General features: G+C 47.1%; 22 protein-coding genes. 16 read left to right on the forward strand and 6 right to left on the reverse strand.

What is annotated here, in order from left to right; all coding sequences use genetic code 11:
• Positions 1 to 579: 579 nt before the first annotated feature.
• Together DN730_RS05135 and DN730_RS05140 are read left to right on the forward strand one after the other, a co-directional pair.
• Entirely contained in the window at positions 580 to 1,239 is a 660-nt protein-coding gene (locus DN730_RS05135; protein WP_115467040.1) for a hypothetical protein, read from the forward strand.
• Between the two features lie 33 nt (positions 1,240 to 1,272).
• Positions 1,273 to 2,262: a ParA family protein gene (locus DN730_RS05140; RefSeq protein WP_115467041.1), complete on the forward strand. Its 990-nt coding sequence runs from the start codon at positions 1,273 to 1,275 to the stop codon at positions 2,260 to 2,262.
• A 119-nt stretch (positions 2,263 to 2,381) separates the two neighbouring features.
• On the opposite strand, the gene DN730_RS05145 is transcribed toward DN730_RS05140, so the two are convergent.
• Both DN730_RS05145 and DN730_RS05150 read right to left on the reverse strand, forming a co-directional pair.
• The gene (locus DN730_RS05145) at positions 2,382 to 2,600 is read right to left on the reverse strand and encodes a hypothetical protein (protein WP_115467042.1); all 219 of its coding nucleotides are present in this window, start codon (positions 2,598 to 2,600) and stop codon (positions 2,382 to 2,384) included.
• A 75-nt stretch (positions 2,601 to 2,675) separates the two neighbouring features.
• Complete coding sequence (locus DN730_RS05150; RefSeq protein WP_245957892.1) at positions 2,676 to 3,044, reverse strand: Rossmann-fold NAD(P)-binding domain-containing protein; 369 nt, start codon at positions 3,042 to 3,044, stop codon at positions 2,676 to 2,678.
• A 104-nt stretch (positions 3,045 to 3,148) separates the two neighbouring features.
• On the opposite strand from DN730_RS05150, the gene DN730_RS05155 reads away from it, so the two are divergent.
• Positions 3,149 to 3,394: a hypothetical protein gene (locus tag DN730_RS05155; RefSeq protein ID WP_115467043.1), complete on the forward strand. Its 246-nt coding sequence runs from the start codon at positions 3,149 to 3,151 to the stop codon at positions 3,392 to 3,394.
• Positions 3,391 to 3,843 (forward strand): GNAT family N-acetyltransferase, encoded by a 453-nt coding sequence (locus DN730_RS05160; RefSeq protein WP_115467044.1) that lies wholly within the window; start codon positions 3,391 to 3,393, stop codon positions 3,841 to 3,843. The genes DN730_RS05155 and DN730_RS05160 overlap by 4 nt, the downstream gene beginning before the upstream one ends.
• A gap of 49 nt (positions 3,844 to 3,892) precedes the next feature.
• On the opposite strand, the gene cynS is transcribed toward DN730_RS05160, so the two are convergent.
• On the reverse strand, positions 3,893 to 4,333 hold the full coding sequence (gene cynS, locus DN730_RS05165) for a cyanase (protein ID WP_115467045.1): 441 nt from the start codon (positions 4,331 to 4,333) through the stop codon (positions 3,893 to 3,895).
• Positions 4,334 to 4,588: 255 nt separating this feature from the next.
• Here cynS and DN730_RS05170 point away from each other — a divergent pair, with 255 nt between their 5' ends.
• Complete coding sequence (locus DN730_RS05170) at positions 4,589 to 6,445, forward strand: sigma 54-interacting transcriptional regulator (RefSeq protein WP_115467046.1); 1,857 nt, start codon at positions 4,589 to 4,591, stop codon at positions 6,443 to 6,445.
• A gap of 31 nt (positions 6,446 to 6,476) precedes the next feature.
• On the opposite strand, the gene DN730_RS05175 is transcribed toward DN730_RS05170, so the two are convergent.
• Entirely contained in the window at positions 6,477 to 7,094 is a 618-nt protein-coding gene (locus tag DN730_RS05175) for a TetR/AcrR family transcriptional regulator (protein WP_245957893.1), read from the reverse strand.
• 49 nt (positions 7,095 to 7,143) lie between these two features.
• On the opposite strand from DN730_RS05175, the gene DN730_RS05180 reads away from it, so the two are divergent.
• From DN730_RS05180 to DN730_RS05200, 5 genes are all read left to right on the forward strand, one after another.
• Complete coding sequence (locus tag DN730_RS05180; RefSeq protein WP_158541178.1) at positions 7,144 to 7,551, forward strand: GFA family protein; 408 nt, start codon at positions 7,144 to 7,146, stop codon at positions 7,549 to 7,551.
• 52 nt (positions 7,552 to 7,603) lie between these two features.
• Complete coding sequence (locus tag DN730_RS05185; RefSeq protein ID WP_115467049.1) at positions 7,604 to 7,993, forward strand: MAPEG family protein; 390 nt, start codon at positions 7,604 to 7,606, stop codon at positions 7,991 to 7,993.
• A gap of 213 nt (positions 7,994 to 8,206) precedes the next feature.
• Positions 8,207 to 8,653 (forward strand): GNAT family N-acetyltransferase, encoded by a 447-nt coding sequence (locus DN730_RS05190; RefSeq protein ID WP_115467050.1) that lies wholly within the window; start codon positions 8,207 to 8,209, stop codon positions 8,651 to 8,653.
• 360 nt (positions 8,654 to 9,013) lie between these two features.
• On the forward strand, positions 9,014 to 9,673 hold the full coding sequence (locus DN730_RS05195) for an RDD family protein (RefSeq protein WP_115467051.1): 660 nt from the start codon (positions 9,014 to 9,016) through the stop codon (positions 9,671 to 9,673).
• A 213-nt stretch (positions 9,674 to 9,886) separates the two neighbouring features.
• Positions 9,887 to 11,710, forward strand: coding sequence for an amidohydrolase (locus tag DN730_RS05200; protein ID WP_115467052.1), 1,824 nt, complete (start codon positions 9,887 to 9,889; stop codon positions 11,708 to 11,710).
• Between the two features lie 84 nt (positions 11,711 to 11,794).
• On the opposite strand, the gene DN730_RS05205 is transcribed toward DN730_RS05200, so the two are convergent.
• Positions 11,795 to 12,706, reverse strand: coding sequence for a LysR substrate-binding domain-containing protein (locus tag DN730_RS05205; protein ID WP_115467053.1), 912 nt, complete (start codon positions 12,704 to 12,706; stop codon positions 11,795 to 11,797).
• A gap of 769 nt (positions 12,707 to 13,475) precedes the next feature.
• Here DN730_RS05205 and DN730_RS05210 point away from each other — a divergent pair.
• From DN730_RS05210 to DN730_RS05235, 6 genes are all read left to right on the forward strand, one after another.
• Positions 13,476 to 14,663, forward strand: a complete 1,188-nt coding sequence (locus tag DN730_RS05210; RefSeq protein WP_115467054.1) for an aromatic ring-hydroxylating oxygenase subunit alpha — start codon at positions 13,476 to 13,478, stop codon at positions 14,661 to 14,663.
• A 65-nt stretch (positions 14,664 to 14,728) separates the two neighbouring features.
• Positions 14,729 to 16,171: an aldehyde dehydrogenase family protein gene (locus DN730_RS05215; protein WP_115467055.1), complete on the forward strand. Its 1,443-nt coding sequence runs from the start codon at positions 14,729 to 14,731 to the stop codon at positions 16,169 to 16,171.
• A 49-nt stretch (positions 16,172 to 16,220) separates the two neighbouring features.
• Positions 16,221 to 17,600, forward strand: a complete 1,380-nt coding sequence (locus DN730_RS05220; protein WP_115467056.1) for an FAD-dependent oxidoreductase — start codon at positions 16,221 to 16,223, stop codon at positions 17,598 to 17,600.
• 105 nt (positions 17,601 to 17,705) lie between these two features.
• On the forward strand, positions 17,706 to 19,037 hold the full coding sequence (locus tag DN730_RS05225) for an NAD(P)/FAD-dependent oxidoreductase (protein WP_115467057.1): 1,332 nt from the start codon (positions 17,706 to 17,708) through the stop codon (positions 19,035 to 19,037).
• Positions 19,038 to 19,081: 44 nt separating this feature from the next.
• Positions 19,082 to 19,432 carry an ethanolamine utilization protein EutQ gene (locus DN730_RS05230; protein WP_115467058.1) on the forward strand — a complete coding sequence of 117 codons (351 nt, stop codon included), beginning with the start codon at positions 19,082 to 19,084 and terminating at the stop codon, positions 19,430 to 19,432.
• 140 nt (positions 19,433 to 19,572) lie between these two features.
• A complete protein-coding gene (locus DN730_RS05235; RefSeq protein ID WP_115467059.1) occupies positions 19,573 to 21,201 on the forward strand; it encodes a BCCT family transporter in 1,629 nt (542 codons plus the stop codon).
• Between the two features lie 140 nt (positions 21,202 to 21,341).
• Here DN730_RS05235 and DN730_RS05240 read toward each other — a convergent pair whose 3' ends face one another.
• Positions 21,342 to 21,920, reverse strand: coding sequence for a dimethylsulfonioproprionate lyase family protein (locus DN730_RS05240; protein WP_115467060.1), 579 nt, complete (start codon positions 21,918 to 21,920; stop codon positions 21,342 to 21,344).
• Between the last annotated feature and the right edge of the window lie 131 nt (positions 21,921 to 22,051).

Genomic DNA, 22,051 nt, shown 5'->3' on the forward strand with positions numbered 1-22,051 from the left:
CGAGGTCATAATGCCCAAAGAATTCTTGCACCTGACTCTTCTCATCCCTGCTCCGCTTCCGGCCTGTAGGTCGGACTTTAGTCCGACAAAGCGCAACCAATCCGCTTCGATATTCGCTGGCTGGCGAATCCATGCCATTCAATTCGCTTGCGCCTGTCTCTTCTCGTCCCTCGAATCCGACGCGTCAGCGCGAATTTAATGCATGGAGTCTCTTAGTAAGGCTTTAGTCTGACAAAGCACAACACTACCACTCAGTCCCGACCCTGTTCGAATGAAAGAGCGCGTGAACTAAACGCATGGAAGCCTATAAACACCGCATTATTGTAGGTCGTGATTTATCGCGACAAGCCCAACAGCCCAGATGACAAAACGCAGGAACCCGTAAAATATCTGACCACTACAATTGGCACTCATTCGAAAATAGATTAGTGTGTCAACATGGCGTCAAGGAAGACGAGATCCCGCACACACTCTTCCTCCCTGACAGCACAGTTATTTAGAAGAACGCGCACACACGGTTTATTGCGTAAACGAGCGTGCGCATTGATAAAATGTTAGCCACCAAAAGGAGATCTTAAGTTGCCTCAAGAATTATACGTCGTTAGCCTGATTTTTTCTTGCTTGGCTTTGGTGGTATCAGGGATTACAGCGTGGTTAACGCTATTCCATAAAGGAAGTCTAAAAGCTACTCAGCCAACTACAATATTTTTTGGACCTGATGGGCCAAATTATGAAATACCCAGCAACAAGGTCTATTTGAGGACGCTTCTCTATAGTACAGCGAAGAAAGGACAGGTTTTAGAAAGTCTGTATGTATCACTAAAAAGAAATGAGTCAAATCAAAACTTTAGTATCTGGGTGTATGGGGACAAAAATGATTTAAAAAGAGGATCTGGACTTTTTATTCCACAGGATGGAGTTACTTTTGATCACCATTTTTTAATGCCGTCTGATGGTGCAGAGTTCAAATTCATTTCCGGTGATTATCAGCTCAAATTGTATGCTAGGTTGGTTGGTGAAAGAGAAGTACAGTTGCTTTACGAGGTTAACTTATACATAAGTGAACAGCAGGCTAAAGAGCTTTCTACTCCTAACACAGGCATTCATTTTGATTGGGGAGCAGATCAGAGAAAATATCACGCACATATTCGGAGCAATCCGGCCCAACAAACCGAATTAATCGCTGAGTTGTTGGCTAACAAGCTAATGCAGCCGACCGCTAAAGCGTCGGCTGATTAGAGCGTTATACGGCAAAGATGATACGGAGTAATCATGAAGATAATTAGTGTTTTTAATAATAAAGGTGGCGTGGGAAAGACAACCTACATGTATCACATTGCCCACCTGCTAGAAAAACAAGGAAAAACCGTTCTTCTTGTTGATCTCGATAGTCAATGTAATTTGTCGTCCTACTCACTGTCAGATAGCGAATTAAAGAGGAGCTGGAACACTGAACGAGGAAATAGTATCTGGAATGTTATTGAACCAGTATATGAAGGCTTGGGAGATGTTAGACAAAGGCAACCAACCTTAGTTAAAACAGATTATCCGAATCTTTACATTGTGCCGGGTGATGTTTTATTGAGCAACTTTGAAGATTCTTTGGGTGATACGTGGAGTAGCGCTAAGGGTGGTGCCACACCGGCGTTACGTGTTCAATCTGCTATATATCGTTATATCAAATGGGCTGCAGAGAAAGTCAATGCCGACGTAGTGATGTTGGATTTAGGGCCAAATCTTGGTGCGTTAAATCGATCAGTGTTAGCCGCAAGTGATTATTTTATTGTTCCAATGTCTCCTGATCTATTCTCTATTCGGGGCACTAGAAACCTGGGGGAAAAATTAGCTGTTTGGAGAAAAGACTGGGATCAATGTAATGGCGCATCGACATCCTCTATTGATCTTCCGAAAGGTTCCCCGACATTTCTTGGTTATGTTATGCAGCAGCATAATGTTCGTAGAAATTCAGAAGGGATGACAAGAGGTTGGTCTATTTTCGGAAGTCAAATAGAAAATGCAGTAAAAGAAAATATTATCGATGTTCTTGGGCCTCTAAAGCAGGTTCATGACTGGGGAGATAACAATTGGAACATTGGTCAAATTCCAAATTTACATAGCTTAGTACCATATTCTCTTGAAGCTAAAAAGCCAGTATTTGACTGTACATCGAAAGATGGCCTGAACGGGGCGCATATCACAACTGCAAGAAACTCGTCCCAGCATTTTCAGCCAATCGTGAATAAACTGATGAGCGTGATATAGCCGTATAACAATTGCATTCAGCCGACCCATTTCCGCGGCGTTTCGTTTGTGGCGAGTGCCACAAGCCTCACGCCGCTACAATGGTCGGCTGATGCTAGGCGTAAAAAAACATAACTAGGCTAAGCTAAATCAAATCTAACAAAACCTACGCCTGTTTCTTTCCCATACAGGCGTAGTTTAGGAAAGACACTTACTAATATCACAGCGAAGCAAAACGTCGAAAGGCCGATCAAGGAGCATTTTGGTTTGGCGCTGTGAGTGACGTTAGCCCCATCGTGTTTATCAATACGCCCGCTTGCCCAGTCTTGTGCGGTAATTGAGGCCGTCTCCTGACCCATTACCCCCTTTGCTCCTGTTCCTAACGCTTTGTCTGTCAATTGATGAAAGGAGTAGAGGGGGTAAGCCATATTCGTCTAGTTTGTGGTGGCAGCAGATGCCGCATAAGGTGGGGTTGCTTCACGATGTTGGAAGGACAAGATCAATGGGTTTTTAATAATTCCTTGATCAATATTGATGGCTCGACGAATGGTTTCGCTTTCCTGCCAATGGTCGCGTCCTCCTAGTACGTGTTCTAAATAGACGATCAAAGCCGCTGAAATAGACCTCGTTGCGCTCTCCCAAAGGTAACATGGCGTGTGATCAACGGCGTAATAATCGGTTGTATTGTACTGAAACATAGGTTTTTGAAAGCTGGTGGGTTTGGCGAAAAAGAACCCCATACCTTCGTCACAGCTCACATCAATAATTAGGCTGCCAGCGTTTTCTCTGAAAGCCTTTGGCATCGACTGATTGAGGCGTTATAAGTAAGCTAACTAGGTTCAGTAACGACAAACCTAACAAAACCTACCCCTGTTTATTCCCACGCAGGCGTAGTTAAGGAAAGAATGTGAGCAGTATCAAAGCGAAGCAAAGCGTCGAAAGGTCGATCAAGAAGCATTTTGGTCTGGCGCTGTTAGTGACGTTGACCCCCATCGTGTTTATCAAGGCGATCAGTTATTTTGCTCAAAGTGCGAGTTTAGACGCGTTGCTCATTGTCGTCGCGCCGCTTTCGGTATTGAGCGGTTGTGCTGTGCTACTTAAGCGCGTGTTAGAAGACCTGTACGATTCTGATGAGGCGAGGCCACCACGATGATTACTTGGCAGTTGAAGTCGTTTTCCCAGCTTACGACGAAGCAGTTGTATGCGTTGCTTAAGCTGCGGGTGGATGTGTTTGTGGTGGAGCAAAACTGCCCGTATCCAGAGTTGGATGATAAGGATCATCACGACGGGGTGTATCACTTATTGGGGTATCAAGGCAGTACGCTGGTTGCGTGCGCGCGGTTGTTACCGAAAGGCGTGAGCTACCCTTCGGTAAGTATTGGGCGTGTGGCGATTGCTGAGAACCATCGTGGCGGTGGCGCAGGGCATCAGTTGCTCGAAGAAGCGCTGAAGGTGTGTGAAGAGCGTTGGCCGAGTGAGTCGATCGAGATCGGTGCCCAACATCATTTGTCTGCTTTTTATCAACGCCACGGTTTTAGACCCTCTTCAGAGATGTATCTCGAAGACGGTATTCCGCACATCGATATGACGCTGGAAAAATAAAGGGGAGCGAACGCCGTTGTCCGCCCCCCTTCAAATCGAGTGGTAGTGGTTACCACGATTTATACGGTAGGAACTTCCCGTTTAAGGTCAAGATGACGCGATCCCCTTTAGGGTTTTCTTCTTTATCGACTTTCATTGAGAAGTCGATCGCACTCATGATGCCGTCACCGAATTTTTCTTGGATGACTTCTTTCAGCGTTGGGCCGTATACGCCAACCACTTCATACAAACGGTAAATCAATGGATCTTGTGGAATCGCTTCGTCCCAAGTTTTGGTTGGGTATTCCATCAGGACGGATTTAGCTTCAGCGGGTAAGCCCAAGAATGCAACGAGCTTGTCTGCAACCTCTTCGGTGCAGCTGTTCATGCCTAAGCATGCTGAGGTGACCCAAACATCGGTCATGCCAACGGCTTCGGCAATGGCTTCCCAAGTTAGGTTCTTCTCTTTCTTGATCGCAAAAATCGCTTCTGTCACATCAATCTTTTTCATGTGGATACCTCTTCACTCAATGCGGTGGTGTTCAAAATTGTCTGTGTCATACCTATAGCGATAAGCGTGCCAATACCATAAAAACTCTAAGTGTTTGATTTTAATGGTTTTAATTTTATATCTCGCTCAATGAAAACCACGATATCTCGTGATTAACGAAATATCGTGGCACCGATAACGATATTTCGTGGTTTGGCCTGAAAGATGCTTACTCAGTAGCGAATTCAAATTAAGTGAGAACGAAGGCGAGAAGTAATGCAGCAAGATTTATTTACCTATGCGCCGACGGCGATGCTGTTAATCGATCCTGTCGATAATAAAATTTTGCAGGCAAATCAATTAGCTGCGCGAATGTTTCAGTTTGATCGCGACGATTTATCTCGCTATACCGTGAGCCAGTTTTTCCCGACTTGTCTGGAAAAGCTCCACAATTTTACGCTGCAAGTGATGGAAGACGATCAAGCATGGTGCAGTGAGCTGTGTATTCAAGTAGGGCAGCAGACGGTTCATTTGGAGATCAACGCACGATATGTCGCGCCGCATATGTTGTTGAGTTGTGAAGACAGTAAAGTCGGCTTTGCACTGCGTCATAAGTCCGCGGCTGAACTGCATTATCAAGAAGGCTATTCAAAGTGGAACGATAAAGAGACCGTGTTTGAAGAGATGGAGCGGCACAATCAATTGCTGCTGTCGGCGGTTGGGGATGGCATCTATGGCGTTGATACCAATGGCTGTACGACGTTTTTTAATTCGGCGGCAGAGCAAATCTTAGGCTGGCAAAAAAGCGAGCTTACGGGGCTGAAGATACATGAAATCATCCATCATAAGCATGATGATGGGCGTGATTATCCTGACCACGAGTGCCCGATTTATGCGGCGTTCAATGATGGTGTGATTCACAGCGTGGACAATGAAGTCTTCTGGTCTAAAGATGGCCGTGCGATCCCTGTTGAATACACCAGTACGCCGATTACAGACGAAGGGCGGCTGGTGGGTGCGGTGGTGATTTTTAGGGACATTACCGAGCGAAAACGCACACAAGAAAAGCTGCTGAATGCGATGAATGAAGTGGCATCGTTAAAGCAGAAGTTGGAAATTGAAAACGCCTACTTACTGGAAGAACTCAACGCCGATTTTAACCATCATCAGATCATCGGCCAAAGTGCAGCGGTACAACGCTTGGTGAATCAAATCGATCTTGTTGGGCCGACCAATGCCAACGTGTTAATCATGGGAGAATCAGGAACGGGCAAAGAGCTGATTGCCAGAGCCATTCATGAAGTGAGTGAGCGTAAGTCACGCCCTTTGATTCGTGTGAACTGCGCTGCGATTCCTGCGGAATTATTCGAGAGTGAGTTCTTTGGTCATGTAAAAGGCGCCTTTTCGGGGGCCATCGCCGATCGAGTGGGGCGTTTTGAGTTGGCCGATGGCGGGACGTTGTTTCTCGATGAGATTGGAGAAATCCCCTTACATCTACAAGGCAAGCTGCTGCGTGTCTTACAAGAGCGGCAGTTTGAACGAGTGGGTGATTCCGCCACCCGCAAGGTGGATGTTCGCGTCATTGCGGCCACCAACCGCGATTTAACACAGTTAATCTTGGAACAAAAATTCCGCGAAGATCTGTATTTCCGCTTAAATGTCTTCCCGATTCACTCGCCGCCTTTGCGTGAGCGGTTGGACGATATTCCGCTGTTGCTGAATCATCTTATAACGAAGTTGTGCCAACGCTTTAACCAGCCAAAGCCGACGGTCTCGGTGCAACAAATTGAGCAGTTACAAGCGTATGATTGGCCTGGAAATATTCGCGAATTAGAGAACATCATCGAGCGGCAGGTGATCCTCGCAAAAGGCGGTAGATTGCAGTTTGAGTTAAAAGCCAATTCACCCGTCACAAGAGCGAATCCCATCACTCATCGCCCTAAGACCGCCGTGTTGACGCAGCACGAACAGCAAGAGTTGGACATTCGTAACATCCAACAAGCGCTCATGCAGTGTCAGGGTAAAATTTATGGCGAAGAGGGCGCAGCGAATTTATTGGGGTTAAAGCCCACGACCTTGGCCTCTCGGATCAAGAAGTACGGCATCGATAAATCCCATTTCGCTGGGGCGTAACAACTCGATTAGAGAAGGTTGGTAGTGACGCTTATATTCCTCCGAGTTTTAAACCGGCTTCTCGTCGACACGCGGTTAAAAGCGCCATGATGGACTCTTGATCTGGAAGGGTTCGGGCGATCGCCACTGCGCCGATAATCATGGTGGTGACGGATAAAATATCGTGCTGGTCGCAGTCGGTATAGCTGGTCGCATACTTCATAATGGTTGAATTCATGCCGTAGTAGACATCGCTGTACGCGGATTTGATCTCGTCATCTTGCATGTTGATGTCGGTGGCTAAGAAAGCCAATGGGCAGGTGATGGTGTGCTCGCCTCGTACGTGCTCCAAGCTCAGGTATTCATCGAGCAGTAACGCCAGCCATTTTTTACTGGGGATGTCCTCTGGCTTGAAACTCGCCAGCTTAGTGCCGCTCGCCGCGAACTTTAACGATTCGCTGTATAGCTCCGCTTTACTCGAAAAGTGGGCGTAGAATGCCCCTCGTGTCAGGCCACAGTTTTTCATCAGCTCGTTGACGGTGACGCCTTCAAAGCCTTTTAGCGCAAAGAGCTTGAAAGAGCTTTCAAGGATTTTTTCACGCGTTTTGTTTTTGTGGTCTTTGGTGTATGGCATGGTAACGGCTTCATTATTTAATATGATGTTTATCATATATTATATCTTGCTTAAGATGAAACTCTTCATCAACGGAGGGTTTTCTATGTCTCGTTATCAAACATCTTGTCTTTGTGGAAAGGTTCAGTGTTCTTTTACGTTGCCTGCGGCTGCGGTGGTGCAGTGCCATTGTGAGCATTGTCGAAGAATGCAGGGCAGTGATTACAGCACGTGGGTCGCGGTGAATGCGGATCAATTCTCGATCGATGCTGGGGCCGAGCACATTCGCGACTATCACTTCAACGATCGCTCAAGTAAGAGCTTTTGCTCCTGCTGCGGTACCAGTGTTTTCGGGGTCAACGGTAAACATTTTGCCCACCACAAGGTGCTGCCGTTAGGTGTCGTTAAAAACTATTCATCGGAGCTTAAACCGATGGTACAGGTCTATACAGAAGACAAGGCAGAGTGGGTTCACTTGCATGAAGACGTACCCATCTATAACCCTGAAAAGTGAATCGTTGGCTAAGCGTTATATTCTCGATCTTTGATATGAATGGGAGAAGTAAATGGAATATTTAGAATTAGTCGGCGCACTGGCGGTGCTGCAATTTGTCTTTTTTGGATTCCTGACTGGTCAAGCGCGAAAACGGTCAGGCTTGAAGGCACCTGCAGTGACGGGAGACGTAGGGTTTGAGTGTATTTATCGTGTGCAGATGAATACGCTAGAGACCTTGGTTGCGTTTTTACCGGGCTTGTTTATCGCAGGGCAGTACTGGTCGCCGGTGTGGGTTGCTTGCATTGGGGTGATCTACTTAGTCGGTCGTTTGATTTACTGGCGAGCGTATATGAATAACCCTGACACGCGGGCGTTTGGTTTCATTCTTTCTCTTTCCCCCACGCTGGTATTGGTTATTTTGGCGGTGATTGGTCCGTTTGTTCATATCATCCATTCATAGTTGATATAGAGACCTGTTGATCAGGAAATCGTCAACTGTTCACGAGGGCTGAGTTTTCCTTTCGATGCTGCTAGGCTAGTTATGGTTAGGAATATCTATCTCATGTAGGAAGGTAAGCAGCGAGTGCGAGTCACCCGCTGCTTACCAGCCTTTGCGAATGACGACATTCAAGTGCAATATAGGGTTAACTATGTCAATGAATTGGAGGAATAAATGGACGTTCGAGATGTGAAACGTGAAGAGATTCCGGTGTGGGCTGAGATGCGAACCGTACTTTGGCCGCAGTATGATGAAGATCACACGCCCGAGCTGGAGAAGTATTTTGCTGGGACATCGAACGATGTGGTGCAAACGTTTGTCGCCGAAGTGGAGGGAAGCATTGCTGGTTTCATTGAAATCAATATCAGAAACTTCGCGGAAGGTAGCGTAGAATCAGCCGTGCCGTTTGTCGAAGCATGGTTCGTAAAGCCAGAGTTTCGAGGTCGTGGTGTAGGCAGTGCCCTAATGAAAAGTGCCGAAGCGTGGGCTGTTGCGCAAGGGTATTCAGAGTTAGCCAGTGACGCCGATGAAACGAATTTAGACTCCATTGACCTGCATTACCGCTTAAACTTTAAAGAAACTGCTCGAGTGGTGTGCTTCCTTAAAAAGCTTAACACCTAGCGATGCGTCCTATATCGCCTGAATATCTCCTGCTTCGGCGACTGATATTCAGGCGATATACGATGCCCGTGTTGCCTACCCTCTCCATAGATTATATTGGTTTTGTAGGTCGTAATTCATTGCGACAAGGTGGTGAAAATACACATATCCTAGAGATGTTTAATAATAAACAGGAGAACGAAATGAAAAGGATTTTTATGGGTGTGCTGCTTATGTAACCAACTTCGGTCGGTTTTGAAGGGGTTATAATAGAAAATTTAAACGGATTTAAATCAGTTGGCTCGATTGAAGCAAATCTCAATCGAGCCAACTGCAACTCGACGCCTAGGTGGCGTCCTATACTCAAGGAGAGTCAGGAAAATGGAATTTAGCCCTAATTACGATCATTACAGATTGGAGGAGCTGTTAGAGGCTCGTGATCAGATAAACAAAGAGTTGTACCCTGAAAGAACGAAAGCAATAGAACTCGCTATTGCAAATAAAATGAACGATCCCGCCGTAAAAGAAGCGCTAAAAAAGCAACAAGAAGCTAAGAAATACTTAACATTCTGGCGTCGGTTTTGGGCTTTTATGATCGACTACATCGGCTTGTCAATCATATGGTATGTCGAAGACTTGCTCTTTGGTGTCGAGAGCGGCGATCAACATCTAATCGTTCAATTTCTAGTCGGATTTCAATTCATACTATACACCGTCGTTATGCATGGCTGTTTTGGTCAAACGCTTGGAAAGATGGTTATGGGGATTAAAGTCCTCAATCATGGCACGGAGACGACTATAAATGTTAAACAAGCTTCCCGTAGAGCATCAGTCATCATAGCGTTTAACATTGTGTGGTTTCTAATCCCCCTTGTCTCTGGGAGTTCATTGGGGACGCTTGACATTAATTCTATAGCTGTCCGCGTTCTCTTCATTTTATTGATGGTGTGGTGGGCTGTAGACATTATTACCATGCGATTTAACGACAAGCGTCGAGCAGCTCATGATTATATAGGGAAGACCGTCGTCGTTCGTCTATAACAAGTGATACAAGGGGGCCGGATGTCCGTCTCCCTTGTGTTTTAATCGTGCTGTCAGCAGAACCTCGCTCAAAGTTATGCCCCCTGCTTTTCTGATCGTCACCTCTGTCTTTTGGGTGACCATAGTTCCTTATACCCAAAGAGGGGTATTTATCTTGGATTTTTATTGTCTGTATTCTGAATAAGCATATAACGATACAAAAGGAACGAAAGAATGGCATTTGCTCTAAAAAAATTAGCGGCATCGGTCGCTGTTACGAGCAGTATCCTGTTGCTGGCAGGTTGTAGCTCGATGGGTCAGTCTGGTGCAAGCCAAACGGCGGATACGGTGTTTATGGGAGGCCCCATTTACACGCTCGATAGTACGAACCGCGTAGTCGAAGCGTTGGCCATTAAAAATGGTGCCATCATTGGCGTTGGCTCCGAACAAGATTTAGCCAAATTGATCGACTCTGAGACGAGTGTGGTCGATTTGGATGGCAAAACACTCATGCCTGGTTTAGTAGATGCGCACATGCACCCGATGGCGGGTGGCGAACAACTGAATACGTGTTCTTTGAATTATGCGCCACTGTCTGTCGATCAAGTCATCGCAAAAATCACCGCTTGTGTGGAAGAAAGCAATGAGCAAGATCCAACACGCTGGTTAAAAGTAGGGGGTTGGTATCGTCAAGCGATGACGCCTGCAGGTGCTGACTTAAATGCAGACATCCTTGATCGAATTCCAACAGATCGTCCGATCTATGTGTTCGGTAGTGATTTCCACTCATTGGTGACCAATACCGCGGCGCTGAAAGCCGCTGGGATTGATAGCGCGACGCCGTCTCCCGAAGGCGGTCTGATTGAGAAAGACGCTCAAGGCAACCCAACTGGTATCTTTTTAGACAGTGCCATGTGGGCGTTGACCGCTCATGTACCGCCACTGCCTGACGCCGAAGAAAAGCAGAAAAACCTGAACGACATGCACATGGCGGTCAATGCGATTTCGGCGCAAGGTGTCACCACCATTCTAGATGCTGCGGCGCGCGAAGCCACGGTTGAGGCGTTCAGTCAGTTGGCCGAGCAAGGTCAATTAACCGTCCGTGCGCACTTGGCTCCAAACTTTGGTCCTGAACGTTTAGACGACCCTGCTAGCATCATTGCAGAAGTGAAAGGCTTGGCAGATACATACAATTTGCAGAACACTGCCTCGCAGCCTGGTATTCAAGTGAATACGGTCAAAGTGTTTATGGACGGTGTGATTCAGGCACCGGCGCAAACCGCCGCAATGATGGCGCCTTACCTGCATAACACGGGAACCAGTGATCACCCAGAATGGAGTGACAGTGACAATCACGGCAAGCTGTATGTCAGCGAAGACACGCTGTCTAATGCCATGATGGCGTTCTCAGATGCGGGCTTCAATGTCCATATGCATACCGATGGTGATAGAGCTGTGCATACCGCTCTGAACTCGCTAGAAACGTTAAAAGCGAATCGCCCTGACTCAACGTTACGTCCAGCCTTGGCGCATTGTGAAGTGATGGTGCCAGAGGATTACGCACGTTTTGCTGAGCTAAACGCATTGCCTGTTATTTCGTTCCAGTGGGGTAAACCTGCGCAAGATACGATTGATACGGTAAAAGACTACATGGGCGAAGAGCGCTTTAACTACGTCGAAACAGCGGGTAAATTCGCCGAAGAAGATGTGAAAATCGTTTATGGCAGTGACTGGCCAGTGGACGCTCTGAATGAATGGTTTGCGATGGAAGTTGCGTTAACTCGTATGAATGAAAATGCGACAGAACCAAAATACCAAGGACGCCTTGGGGATGACCCAGGTCTTGATATCCAAACCGTGTTGCGTGCGTTTACCATCAATGCGGCTTATTCCTTGAATATGGACGATAAAGTGGGCTCGTTAGAAGTAGGCAAGTTTGCGGACATGATCATCATTGATAGAGATCTGTTGAACACGCCATCAGACCAAGTGAGCGAAACGAAAGTATTGAAAACTTACTTAGGTGGCCGTGAGGTGTATACCGCAGCGTCAATGTAATCGTAGAACATTGCATTACGATAATAAAAAACGCAGGCAGCCGCCTGCGTTTTTTTTGCCTTGTTCGCCTCCAAGCAGGGTCAATTACAGAGCTGGTATTTGTTCCGCATGGGACAGCAGCCAATGTCGCACATGTTGGACGGCAGACCTTTTTGGTTCCTGCTGTAGTGGCTCTAATAAATAGTATTGCGAGTTGGTCACTAACGCTTTATCGAGTGGTTTGACGAGTAAGCCGCTTTTCAAATATTCATCAACAAGGTTAGACCAGCCTAATGCGACGCCTTGATTATTTAATGCAGCCTGCATCAGCAGTAGGTAGCTGTTGATCTTAATCTGACGTGGGGTAGAGGGTTGTAGTGACAAACCCGAATCCAGCAGCCAATCTTCCCAGTTGAACCAATCTTCACTGACATCAAGGGACAATAAGGTATTGTTCAGAATGTCTTTTGGCTCGTTTATGGGGTTCTGCGCCAAATAGCTAGGGCTGCATACTGGGAATATCACTTCGTTAAACAGTGGGGTTGCCTGAAAGTCCTCTGGCGGATGACGACAGTAGAACAGGGCAATGTCGAACTCACTTTGATGCATCGCTTTAAGGGAGTCTACTGCGGTAATTCGTAAGTCGACGTAAGGGTAAAGGTGCTGAAATTCTCTAAAACGAGGCAGTAGCCAATAGGAGGCCATCGCATTACTGGTTGCAATCGTCACCTGAAAGTCATCTTCTTTCTGCAAGATTTCTTCGGTGGTTGTGGACAAGATAAGCAGTGATTTACGAACGTTATTGTAGAATTTTTCACCGACACTGGTGAGCCTGAGGGACCGCTTTTCTCTGATGAAGAGCTCTTTGCCTAAAAACTCTTCAAGCAGTCGAACTTGGCGACTGACCGCCCCTTGGGTAACAAACAGTTCTTCGGCGGTTCGAGTAAAGTTTAGATGGCGTGCGGCCGCTTCAAAGACGACTAAACTATGCAAGGGCGGCAAAGACTTAATAGACATTTTAATACACCACTGTAAGAGGGTTTCAGAAAAGTGCCGTACAGGCTCTGTGACAGATAGAATAAAGGGTTCATACCCATCTATACACAAAAAATTAACGAGCCTTTGTACAAAACTGAGCTCTATTCCTGGGTCTCAATTCAGTTTAGCATTACCAAGTTGACAACTTCTTACCTGAGTCGATCTGTTTTCAAAAATAAATCATCGAATAATAGCCGAAATCATTTTTAAGCAAGAAGATAAAAAGTACTTCACTATTATGGATCGATTTTATTGTGTCGTTCAGCGTCCTTTATAAAATTCAATAAATTCGGTTTTATCTACTATTTTAACTCATCTTGGTTTACTTCAAAAATTAATACATCTTCATCGATAATATATCAAACGATTTTTTTGGTGTAATAACGATGAGTTTTTGTAATGGTTAGTTTGATCAAGGTTTTAAATATACAAGCTATTGATTTTAAATAATATTTTAATTATTTCTTGGCAGTGCCCTGCTCACTATTTGTGTTTCAACCTCTTTTTTGAAGTGCTTTTCTATAAAAAATCGTTGACCGTTCTTGGTTTGATTTGAATCTTTTGCTGTTGTCTATATTCGGTTACAGAGATTAATTATGAGTTTTTGTCATGAACTTTGTCGATAATAAATCGTTATAAAAGTTTATTTTTAGGTTGTACCATTCTCTGAATATCTTGATGCAGATCATTATAAATAAGGTTGATTAATGGTTGTGCTTTTAATGACTGTTAGTAGGAGAAAATGTCAATGACAACAAAAATAGACACCCATCGTATTCCTCTTGTTGCACTAGATGCTGTCCGTCAGCCCATTGCGAACGCTAAAGGCATGCCGAATGCCGTTTATGAAGATCCTGAATTATTTGAATTTGAGCGTGATCACGTCATTGGTAAGTCTTGGGCAGGCTTGGCGTTTGACGGTGAATTACCCAAAAATGGTTTTGCAAAGCCTGTGGACTTTATGGGGCTGCCGTTGGCGATCATGCGTAATCGAGAGGGCGAAGTAAAAGTCTTCCATAATATTTGCAGCCATCGCGGCATGATATTGATCAGTGAAGAGGTTGAAGTAGAGGGAATGGTTCGCTGCCCATACCACTCGTGGACTTATGATCTCAACGGTAACCTAAAAGGTACGCCCCACATCGGCGGAATAGGCAAACATAAAACGGAAGGTTTCGCGTGCGAAGATCATGGGCTTAAGGAGATTCGTTCCGTCATTTGGATGGGGATTATTTTTATTAACCTGTCCGGTGATGCCGTCGATTTTGATCATTTCATTCAGCCACTGCTTGAGCGCTGGGAAGAGTTTACAGGTAAGGACGGTCTGGAGAAAGTTCGCCTTGCTCACAGTGGCAGCAGTGTGGAGCTGGACCTTAAGACGAACTGGAAGCTACCTGTGGAAAACTTTTGTGAGGCCTACCATTTACCGTGGGTTCACCCAGGCTTGAACAGTTATTCGCCGCTGGATCAGCACTATAACATTACCATTAATGAGTACATGTCAGGTCAGGGGAGTTACACCTATAACCTTGCTGATGTGGCCGGTATCAGCCTGCCGCAGTTTGCGGATTGGCCAGAAGATAAGATTCGCCAAGCAGAGTATGTTGCGATTTATCCTAACGTCATGGTGGGCGTTCAAGCCGATCACTTCTTTGCTTTTATTCTAATGCCGCAGGCCAGTGACAGAACCCTCGAGAAAATTCAGCTTACCTATGTCGGCGAAGAAGCCATTGGCGATAAGTACGAAGCCTGTCGTTCAGCGGTGGCGGATAGTTGGAAAGTCGTGTTTGGTGAAGATATTTTTGCGGTCGAAGGCATGCAGAAAGGCAGAAAATCACCAGCATTCGAAGGCGGCGTGTTTTCCCCAGTACACGATGAGCCATCCCATAACTTCCATCAATGGGTTGCGAACCAGTACGCCAAAGCCTTGGGTTAATTGACTCAAGCACTTTGGCGTTACCTTAGCCCTTTTTGGCTCAATTAAAATTATGGTGTGGAAATATGACGAATTCAACAAATCACTGGCTGAACTTTATTGACGGTCAATGGTGTGACGCGCAGCGTACCACTGATGTATATGACCCCGCGACGGGTGAAGTGTTCGCGACCATTGCATCCGCTAATGTAGACGATGTGAACACCGCAGTTACTGCGGCAAGAGCCTGTGTTAACTCTGGCGTAATGAGCGATTGTCGCCCCGCGAAGCGCGCGCAATTGTTGCAACGTATTTCACTTGAGATTCATAAGATCGTCGATGAGGCGGCTCCGCTGCTAAGCCGAGAAAATGGCAAGACGATCAATGAAGCGAAAGACGAATTTTTGATGGCGGCTCGATACTTCGAATACTACGCGGGCATCACCGACAAGATTGAAGGCCGATCGATTCCACTAGGTAAGGATTACGTGGATTTTACCTATTACGAACCAGTCGGCATTTCCGCTCAGATCGTGCCTTGGAATTTCCCCGTTGACATCTGTGCTCGCGCCCTTGCTCCAGCACTGGCGGCGGGCAATGCGGTGATTGTTAAATCGCCGGAAATTACGCCACTGGCGATGACTTGGCTGGCGACCGCTTGTCAGCGTGCGGGATTACCTAATGGTGCCTTAAGCATGTTGAACGGCCCCGGCAGAGAGATCGGCGCGGCATTAGCGTCCCATTCGGACATCGATCAGATTGTCTTTACGGGCTCTGTTGCGACAGGTCGGTCGATTTTGCACGCAGCGGCTGAGCGCGCGATTCCCAGTGTTATGGAGTTAGGTGGTAAATCCGCAGCCGTGGTCTTTTCTGATGCCGATATGGATCAGCTATTAAGCAGTGTTAGATACGGAATCTTCTTTAATGCTGGCCAAGTTTGCTCGGCCATGTCTCGTCTGTTGGTGCAACGAGACATCTACGATGACGTCGTCGAGCGTGTCTCGGCCTTAGCACAAGGTCTTCGAGTCGGTGCAGGAAAGGACGATGCGGACTTAACGCCCGTGGTGTCGCAGAAGCAACAACAGCAGGTTTTGCAAATGTGTGACCAAGCGGTTGCTCAAGGGGCGCGTCTGGTGACGGGAGGCAAAGCACCCGAGAACCAAGACGGCTATTTTGTCGAAGCGACCGTGTTTGCGGATGTCACGCCAGAGATGAGCTTATTTACGGATGAGGTGTTTGGTCCGGTACTGGCCATTACGCCGTTCGACAGTGAAGAAGAAGCTTGGACGTTAGCCAATGCTACCGATTTTGGCTTGGTGTCGGGTGTATTTACCCGCGATCTTGCACGAGCTATGCGAGCTTCTAAGGCGTTGAATGCGGGTCAGGTATTCGTCAATGAATGGTTTGCTGGTGGGGTCGAAACGCCATTTGGCGGTAATAAGCTGTCTGGGTTTGGCCGAGAAAGAGGTCAGGAAGCACTGTACAGCTATGTAAACACCAAGAATGTCGCGATTCGTGTCTCGCAATAACGATAAGAAAAGCAATGTGATCAGGCCTGCTGATTGAGAGAGGTATTCCATGAAAAAGTGGCTCTGCATTATATGTGGACTTATTTATGACGAAGCGAAAGGCTGGCCTGCCGATGGCATTCCGCCGGGGACTCGTTGGGAAGATGTGCCAGATGATTGGCTCTGTCCTGATTGCGGTGTGAGCAAAGCTGAATTTGAAATGATCGAGATGCCAGTCGCAGCGGCACCGACCAGTGCGGCTCAAGCGCAAGCTGAGCCGAAAGAAGAAGCGCCTATCGTCATTATTGGTAGTGGTTATGCGGGCTATAGCCTTGCTGAAGCATTACGCCAGCGCTCTGCCGATAAGAAAATTGTTTTGTTCACCGCGGACGATGGCGCGCATTATTCGAAGCCTGCGCTTTCTAACGCCTTGGCGAAAGATAAAGACGCTGATGGACTGATTACGGAAACGGTTCTGGAAATCGAGCAGCGACTGAATATCCGCATTCATGCCAGATGTCGCGTCAACAATATCGATGCCGAACAGCATTTATTGAGCACTGATTTAGGCCCTCAAGCTTACAGTAAGCTCATTCTCGCTTTAGGTGCCGAGCCTATTCGTCTGCCATTCAAGGGTGACGGCAGTGCCGATGTGTTAAGTGTGAATGACCTAAGTGATTATCGTGAGTTCCGCCGACGTTTACAGGCGAATCATCAGCAAGACAAACGCCATATTACGATTATAGGTAATGGCTTGATCGGTTGTGAATTTGCGAACGACCTTGCCCATAAGGGTTATCAAGTGTCGGTGGTTGGGTTAAGTGGCTGGGCAATGGATCGTTTGCTGCCGCAGGAAATTGGTGAGCGACTACAGGCCAATCTTTCCGATCAAGGTGTCTCTTGGTATTTGAACAATACCGTCGAGACGATTGAAACGCTTGATGGCGGTTATCGCCTAACGCTGGCCGACGGTCAGACCTTGCAAACGGATTTAATTCTGTCAGCAGTCGGTCTCAAACCTCGCACTGAACTCGCCGCACAAGCGGGTGTTCACTGTAACCGAGGCATTGTTGTGAATGGTGGTCTGCGAACCAATGTTCAGGATGTGTATGGCATTGGTGATTGCGTAGAGATTCAAGGGCAACTACTGCCCTATATCGCACCGATCAACTTCGGGATTCGAGCGTTGGCTGATTGCCTAATTGGTAAGCTGACTATGGCCCAGTATCCGTTGATGCCCGTCATGGTGAAAACCCCAGCGCTACCTTTGACGGTTTTGTCGCCCAAACCAGATCAGGAAGGTCAATGGCAAGTGGAGGCGACGGAAGCAGGAATGCGAGGGTTGTTTGTGGCTAACGATGGCCGTGTACTAGGGTTTGCTCTGGCGGGTGAGATGACCTCCGAACGTCAGCAGTGGACCGATAACGTTGCCGAAGGCACTACGCTTTAGATGACCTGATCGGTCTGTGCGGAGGGTTGGGTCGCAAAGGATAGCGCCCCGATCTAGCTCTCAACAGACAATAACAGAAACACAATAGGTGTTCGGACGCTAACTATGAACAATATAAAACTTCCTGCTGACGATAACAGCTGTGGCTGGTTCGAAATCTTATCGCCAGAATATCAGCAGCATATGTCTGAGCCCAATCCTATATCGGGTGTTGAAAAGACCGATTGGTTAGTGATTGGGGGTGGCTTTGTGGGGATGTCAGCGACTCACCGACTCGCTGAATTGAATCCCGAACAGCGAATCGTACTGGTCGATGCTCAGAAAATAGGTCACGGTACGTCAGGGCGTAATTCCGGCTTCGTCATCGATTTACCGCATAAATCGGATTTGGTAGGGGATGACATTGAACGTAAACGGAAAGTGATCGAGCTGAATCGCGCTGCCATTCAGTATTTGGAAGATAAGATTATGCGCCATGGCATCGAATGCCAATGGTCCCATGCTGGCAAATTACAGGGCGCCGTCAGTGAGCGAGGGGTCAAGTTTTTGGAACACTTTCAGAGGCTTCTGAAAGAGCTGGGTGAACCGCATGAAATGCTGGATCAAGCTAGCCTAAGGAAAGTCGTGGGCACCCAGTATTATCAACAGGCTTTATACACGCCGGGTTGCCCTTTAATGCAGCCAGCCGCATTAATTCGCGGACTACTTGCTCATGTACCGGAAAACGTATCGGTTTGGGAGGAGACCCCCATCCTTAACCTAGAGCGTCGTAATGGCACATGGGTCGCACAAACCGCCAATGGTCAGGTGCACGCAAAAAATGTCATTCTGGGTACCAATATTTATACCGAACAATTTGGGCATATGAAGTCGAGAATGCTACCAATCATGACGTTTGCGAGCATGACTCGCCCTTTAACGGATGAAGAATTCTCAGCGTATGGCGGTACGGCAGACTGGGGTCTGACCCCCGCGGACCATGCTGGCACCACACTGCGTATGACGCAGGACCGACGCTTGGTGGTTCGTAACCAATACCGTTTTGTTCCCAACTACAACAGTGATCTGGCTACGCGTGAGAAGATTCATGTTATGCATCGCGAATCACTGGAAGCACGTTATCCAATGCTTAAAGCGGTGACCTTTGAGCACACTTGGGGTGGCGTACTCTCTTTATCGAGTAACTCGCAAGCGTTCTTTGGGGAGCTTGAACCGGGCTTGTTTTCGTCTTGTTGTCATAACGGGGTGGGCGTTGCCCGCGGCACTATTTCTGGAAAATTGCTTGCCGAGATGGCGTCGGGAGGCGATTCAAAACTTCAGCAAAATATGCAAGCGGTGTCAGGCATGCCGGCACGCTTGCCACCAGAACCTTTCTTAGGGATAGGCGTGCGGGCTCGCATGGCGTTCGCAAAGTGGCAGAGTCGCAGCGAGGTTTGATGGCAACGATGTGGCTGTAAACATAGTTTGATAAAGAGGTCGTTATGAGTAAAGCACAATTAATTAAAGGCAGTGATATTACCTTCGCTCACCGTGGTGGGCCGCCGGGTCACGCAGAAGTAGGGCGTGCGGTAACCACTGAGACCAGTTCCACTATGGGGGCAGGGATTGCTCGTTTTGATAACTGTTCAGTCGCTTGGACGGTATTGTATGACGAAGTCCTTTATGTGATTGATGGTACGTTCCGTTTGGTGACCAATGACGGCGTCCTAGAAGGGCAAAGTGGTGATGTGATTTGGATACCAGAAGGCACGGAGCTGAAGTATGAAGGAGAGCAGGCGACGGTCTTTTATGCCTTATACCCCGGCAATTGGCGAGAGTTACTGAAAGACTGACGAGATTGCCAGTGATACGGCTCTGTTGAATCGGCTTTTAGCACGGTAATAGAAAAGAAAACATAGTTTAAACTCGGAGACGCTGCTTCCCAGTATTTCCAACAACGTTAAAACAATAATAATTACGAGAGGAAAACTCTATGAATATTGAACCACCATTAACAAACCTCGATATAGAAACAGCGGAGTCTGGCTTCTATAAGGGTTTCAACCATATCGTTACGATCATATCCAAGCTTGTCATTGCGCTTCTTGTGGTTTGGGCGGCAGTCTTTCCAAGTGATGCGGGCGAACTGCTCAGTCAGCTTCAAGGTTGGTCATTCGAGAACTTCGGGGCTTGGTATATCTATGTCATGGCCTTCTTTGTGCTGGTCTGTATCGTCTTAGCGGCCGTACCCAGTATTGGCCGAGTTAAACTGGGCGTAGAGGGAGATAAACCTGAGTTTTCTCGTTTCTCTTGGTTCTCTATGATGTTTGGAGCTGGTATTGGTATCGGCATGTTGACCTTCTCTACCGCAGAGCCGCTTTATCATTTTGCCAGTAATCCGGATACCATTATCGGTGCCGTGCCGGCTCAATCAGAAGAAACGCTTCGTTCCGTCTACAAGTGGTCTTTCTTGCATTGGGGGCTGAGTGCTTGGGGTTGTTATGCCTTGGTGGGCCTTGGTCTTGCCTTTTTCAGTTATACCCGCGGCTTGCCGTTGACAATACGTTCTGGACTGACGCCGTTATTCGGCAGAAAGCTGGAAGGTAATTTGGGCCATATCATTGATATCAGTGCCGTAGTTGCAACGATTTTAGGTGTTGCAGTGACCATCGGTTTTGGCGTTAGTCAGTTTGCTTCAGGCATTTATACCTTGTTTGGCGCTGATTGGATGATCCTTGAGGATGGCTCTCCTTCCCTGGCCGCGATGCTGGTCGCTTTGGGTTTTGTCATGGTAGCGTCTATCCTTTCGGCGATGTCGGGTGTGGGTAAAGGGATCAAATGGTTATCTAACCTGAATATGGGCTTGTCCTTCGGCTTGCTGCTATTCTTCCTTATATTTGGTGCAACAGGAGTAGCCTTTAAGTCTCTGTTCCTTGGGATTTGGGATTACCTACTTAATTTCCCTGTACAGGCTATGACGTACTGGTCGAACTCGGATGAAGAGCCTGCAGCGACCTTGTATAAGTGGCAGTCATTGTGGTGGACCGTCTTTTATTGGTCGTGGTGGATTGCTTTTGCACCGTTCGTGGGTCTTTTCCTCGCTCGTATCTCCAAAGGACGATCTATTCGTGAGTTCGTCTTCGGGGCGATGATTGTGCCTTCTTTGATGTGTTTTATTTGGTTCACCGTAGTGGGCGGCACAGCAATCGATCTTGAGCTTTCTGGCAGTGCTAATGGCGCCATTCTTGGAGCAGGTCAAGAGTCTCAGTTGTTTGCGACATTAGGCGTTATGCTGTCTTCGGGTTGGGCTAAGATCATGACGGCGATGGTTGTTATCCTACTGTTGACCTATCTCGTTACGTCCGCAGACTCCGCTGTGTTAATCATTAATACGATCAACTCGGGCGGCAATGAATCCAAAAAAACCAGTTCACATATTGTTATTTGGGGCGTCATTATCACCGTATTGATTGCTGTGCTTTTGGTCGCAGGTGGCTTGAATGCGATTAAGTCTGCCATGCTGGTGGGTGCATTACCGTTCTCGTTGGTCATGGCTTTGATCGGTGTGTCGTTGGTTACTGCCTTGATTCAGAATGTACGAAGAGAGAACCGTGGGCAATAACTGATTGAGACTTATTGAGTCAGTTAACATCAATAGCCCTGTCTTTATTACTAGATCAGACGGCTGATAAAGTCCTCACCTTTAGGTGGGGACTTTTTTTTAATTGTCTGATGCCAAAAGCCTCTTCATTTTTGCGGGTGTTATGTGAGTTTAAGACACCATAAAGCAAATAATGGTCGATCGACCGACTTCATCGCATGGATAATATCGGCCGGATTATAAACATATCCACCGGGACCTGGAGAATGCCACGGGCGGTCGTTTTGTCGCCAGAAGCCCTCGCTCAGCACAATGTAGATTTCTTCAGGGAGGTGGTGGTGATCGGGGTAGGTTAACTCTGGTTGCATTAGGGTAATCCCTACCTGTATATCGTCACGCACAACCAATCCCTTTGGGCCGATAATATCGGCGTTGGCATGACCTTGCATAAACTCAGGCAAAGGGGCCTGTCTTTTATACCAGATCAGGTAATCGGTAAGATCGAGGATGGTATTGACCAGAGGTTGCAATGCCTCAGGCAGGTCATCGACCGTGTCGGCGACTTGCTGTAAGGCATCGCTCAAAGGGTTGCTCTGCTTTGCTCGTGGCGACGCCCGTAGCTCTGACCCAAGCCTTTGTGCGATCACGTTAGCCGTCGCGATTCCTTGGTCGGGTAATCCTGTTGCATTGTTGAGTAACTCTTGTAGCTGCAATCGGAAATCATGAAGCACATTATCCATTCTATCACCTGCAAAATAAGCATCGATCTATCACTTCATGATGCCATAGATCGTCTTTTGCGACACTTGAATCAATGGCAGATAGCGTAAAAATCCCGCTCTTTTTCCATAAAAAAACCAGAGCGAATTGC

The organism is Marinomonas piezotolerans, from assembly GCF_003362755.1.
Classification (GTDB): domain Bacteria; phylum Pseudomonadota; class Gammaproteobacteria; order Pseudomonadales; family Marinomonadaceae; genus Marinomonas; species Marinomonas piezotolerans.

Coding starts and splice junctions, on each gene's coding strand:
- DN730_RS05140 (WP_115467041.1), top strand. CDS start 1,273: ATGAAGATAATTAGTGTTTTTAATAATAAAGGTGGCGTGGGAAAGACA.
- DN730_RS05145 (WP_115467042.1), bottom strand. CDS start 2,600: ATGGGTCAGGAGACGGCCTCAATTACCGCACAAGACTGGGCAAGCGGG.
- DN730_RS05150 (WP_245957892.1), bottom strand. CDS start 3,044: ATGCCAAAGGCTTTCAGAGAAAACGCTGGCAGCCTAATTATTGATGTG.
- DN730_RS05160 (WP_115467044.1), top strand. CDS start 3,391: ATGATTACTTGGCAGTTGAAGTCGTTTTCCCAGCTTACGACGAAGCAG.
- cynS (WP_115467045.1), bottom strand. CDS start 4,333: ATGAAAAAGATTGATGTGACAGAAGCGATTTTTGCGATCAAGAAAGAG.
- DN730_RS05170 (WP_115467046.1), top strand. CDS start 4,589: ATGCAGCAAGATTTATTTACCTATGCGCCGACGGCGATGCTGTTAATC.
- DN730_RS05175 (WP_245957893.1), bottom strand. CDS start 7,094: ATGATAAACATCATATTAAATAATGAAGCCGTTACCATGCCATACACC.
- DN730_RS05180 (WP_158541178.1), top strand. CDS start 7,144: ATGTCTCGTTATCAAACATCTTGTCTTTGTGGAAAGGTTCAGTGTTCT.
- DN730_RS05185 (WP_115467049.1), top strand. CDS start 7,604: ATGGAATATTTAGAATTAGTCGGCGCACTGGCGGTGCTGCAATTTGTC.
- DN730_RS05190 (WP_115467050.1), top strand. CDS start 8,207: ATGGACGTTCGAGATGTGAAACGTGAAGAGATTCCGGTGTGGGCTGAG.
- DN730_RS05195 (WP_115467051.1), top strand. CDS start 9,014: ATGGAATTTAGCCCTAATTACGATCATTACAGATTGGAGGAGCTGTTA.
- DN730_RS05200 (WP_115467052.1), top strand. CDS start 9,887: ATGGCATTTGCTCTAAAAAAATTAGCGGCATCGGTCGCTGTTACGAGC.
- DN730_RS05205 (WP_115467053.1), bottom strand. CDS start 12,706: ATGTCTATTAAGTCTTTGCCGCCCTTGCATAGTTTAGTCGTCTTTGAA.
- DN730_RS05210 (WP_115467054.1), top strand. CDS start 13,476: ATGACAACAAAAATAGACACCCATCGTATTCCTCTTGTTGCACTAGAT.
- DN730_RS05215 (WP_115467055.1), top strand. CDS start 14,729: ATGACGAATTCAACAAATCACTGGCTGAACTTTATTGACGGTCAATGG.
- DN730_RS05220 (WP_115467056.1), top strand. CDS start 16,221: ATGAAAAAGTGGCTCTGCATTATATGTGGACTTATTTATGACGAAGCG.
- DN730_RS05225 (WP_115467057.1), top strand. CDS start 17,706: ATGAACAATATAAAACTTCCTGCTGACGATAACAGCTGTGGCTGGTTC.
- DN730_RS05230 (WP_115467058.1), top strand. CDS start 19,082: ATGAGTAAAGCACAATTAATTAAAGGCAGTGATATTACCTTCGCTCAC.
- DN730_RS05235 (WP_115467059.1), top strand. CDS start 19,573: ATGAATATTGAACCACCATTAACAAACCTCGATATAGAAACAGCGGAG.
- DN730_RS05240 (WP_115467060.1), bottom strand. CDS start 21,920: ATGGATAATGTGCTTCATGATTTCCGATTGCAGCTACAAGAGTTACTC.